At 69.1% G+C, this 2,032-nt stretch carries 2 protein-coding genes; one reads left to right on the forward strand and one right to left on the reverse strand.

Features of this window, described 5'->3' with window-relative positions; genetic code table 11:
• Window positions 1–12: 12 nt before the first annotated feature.
• Window positions 13–1,401: a M1 family metallopeptidase gene (locus tag G6021_RS14275; protein WP_182617826.1), complete on the reverse strand. Its 1,389-nt coding sequence runs from the start codon at window positions 1,399–1,401 to the stop codon at window positions 13–15.
• A gap of 157 nt (window positions 1,402–1,558) precedes the next feature.
• Here G6021_RS14275 and G6021_RS14280 point away from each other — a divergent pair, with 157 nt between their 5' ends.
• On the forward strand, window positions 1,559–2,008 hold the full coding sequence (locus tag G6021_RS14280; protein ID WP_182617824.1) for a hypothetical protein: 450 nt from the start codon (window positions 1,559–1,561) through the stop codon (window positions 2,006–2,008).
• Window positions 2,009–2,032 lie beyond the last annotated feature (24 nt).

Below are 2,032 nucleotides of genomic sequence, written 5' to 3' on the forward strand. Positions count from 1 at the left end.
GTGGGCGTCGGTTCAGCGGCGGCCGGCGTGGTCATCGGGCATGCCGAGGGTGGGTGGCAGCGGTTCCGAGAACAGCCACGCGGACCACAGGGGACGCAGGTCGACGGGGGAGTGGTCGGCGGCCATGTGCAGGAAGTCGTCAGTGGTCGCGGTGCTGCCCGAGTACTTGGTCACCCAGTCACGCAGCAGCTGGAAGAACTGCTCGTCGCCGATCGTCAGGCGAAGGGCGTGCAGGGTGAGCGCGCCGCGCTTGTAGACGCGGTCGTCGAACATGTCCTTGGGGCCGGGGTCGGCCAGGAGCAGGTCCTGGGGTGAGTTCTGCAGCTTGGAGTAGTAGCGCAGCGCGTGGCTGCCCGCGTCGGCGCCGCCGGAGAACTCGGTCCACAGCCACTCGGCGTAGCAGGCGAAGCCCTCGTGGAGCCAGATGTGCTTCCATTCGGCGGCGGTGACGGCGTTGCCGAACCACTGGTGCGCGAGTTCGTGGGCGATCAGCCGCTCGTCGTCCGTGCCCGCCTCGGCGGTGTTGCGGCCGAACGTGGACATGCCCATCGCCTCGAGGGGGATCTCCAGCTCATCGTCGGTCACCACCACCTTGTACTCACCGAACGGGTACGGGCCGAACAGGTCGGTGAAGACCTCGATCATCTCGAACTGGCGGGCGAACGACACCCGGAAGTCCCGCTTGAGGTCCGCGGGCAGGTAGGCGTGGAACGGCACCGCCCCACCCGTCACCTCCAGGTGCTCGTACTGCCCCAGGTTGATCGTCACGAGGTAGGTGGAGGTGGGCTGCGGGAGGTCGAACTCCCAGGTGGTGGTGCTGCCGCTGCGCTTCTTGCCCACCAGCGAACCGGTCACGACCGCGCGGTACGGGGAGTCGGTGGTGAGCCGGATCCGGAACGGGGCCTTGGACGACGGGTGGTCGTCGCACGGGAACCAGCTGGCGGCGCCGTTGGGCTGGTTGGCCACCAGGACCCCGTCGGTCAGTTCCTCCCACCCGACCTCACCCCATGCGCCGCGGATCGGGCGCGGGTTGCCCGCGTACCGGATGGTGAGCGTGAACGCGGCACCGACGGGGATCGGCTCGGCCGGGGTGACGGTGAGCTTGCCCCGCGGCCGGTTGTACCTGGCGACCCGACCGCGGTCGAGAGACACCTTGGACACGTCGAGGTGGGGGGACAGGTCGAGCTGCACCGAGTCGAGCGGTTCGGTGGCCGTGGCGGTGATGACGGCCTGGCCACGCAGGTTGTTGGAGCTCATCTTGTAGGTGAGGTCCAGTTCGTACCGGGTCACCCGGTAGCCGTGGTTCCCGGCGCTGGGCAGGTAGGGGTCGACCGGATCGGCGCGCGACGAATCGCGGGGGGCTGCGATCTTGGCGATGAGGTCCTTCTTGACTGCCTTCAATTCCATGACCTGCGCGAGTGTAGTGGACCCGGGGTGATCGGCACCGCGCCCGGCGCCCGGGCGGCAGAAACTACTTGCCAAAGTGGAAAGTAGTTGCCTATGGTCTAGTCATTGCCCGGGTGGACACTCCCGGGACCGTCACGAGGAAGGTGTCGCCATGACCACGGAGATCCGCACCACCGGCGAGCTCGATCGCGCCGAGGCCGCCCGGCTCCTGGCGGAGGTCGAGGGTCGCCCGCCGGTGAGCTCCACGCGCGACGCCCGGGTCTTCGCCTGGTTCGCCGCCGTCATCGCGGTGGTGATGGGTGCCGGGACCATCGCGATCATGTTCTCCAACTGGGCGATGGTGCCGTACGTGGTGCTGCTGTTCGCCGTGATCTTCTGGCAGCGGCGATCGATCGGCGCCAGTCCCCGTGGTTCGGCCCGGACGTACCTCTGGGGGGTCGCGGGCTCCGGCGTGGTGGTCCTCGTCGTCGTCACCGGGTTGCACGTCATCCGCACCACGATCGGCCTCACCCCCTGGTGGTACCTCCTCGGTGCGGTGCTGGTGGCGGTGCCCGGACTGATCGCCGCCGCGCGCATCGCACGCCGGGGTGCCGCCCGGTGACCGGCCCGCAGGGCGATGCCCCTG

This window comes from Dietzia sp. CW19, from assembly GCF_014145265.1.
GTDB classification, from domain to species: domain Bacteria; phylum Actinomycetota; class Actinomycetes; order Mycobacteriales; family Mycobacteriaceae; genus Dietzia; species Dietzia natronolimnaea.

Excerpts from the sequence above, each read along its gene's own strand:
- G6021_RS14280 (WP_182617824.1), top strand. The coding sequence starts at position 1,559 with ATGACCACGGAGATCCGCACCACCGGCGAGCTCGATCGCGCCGAGGCC.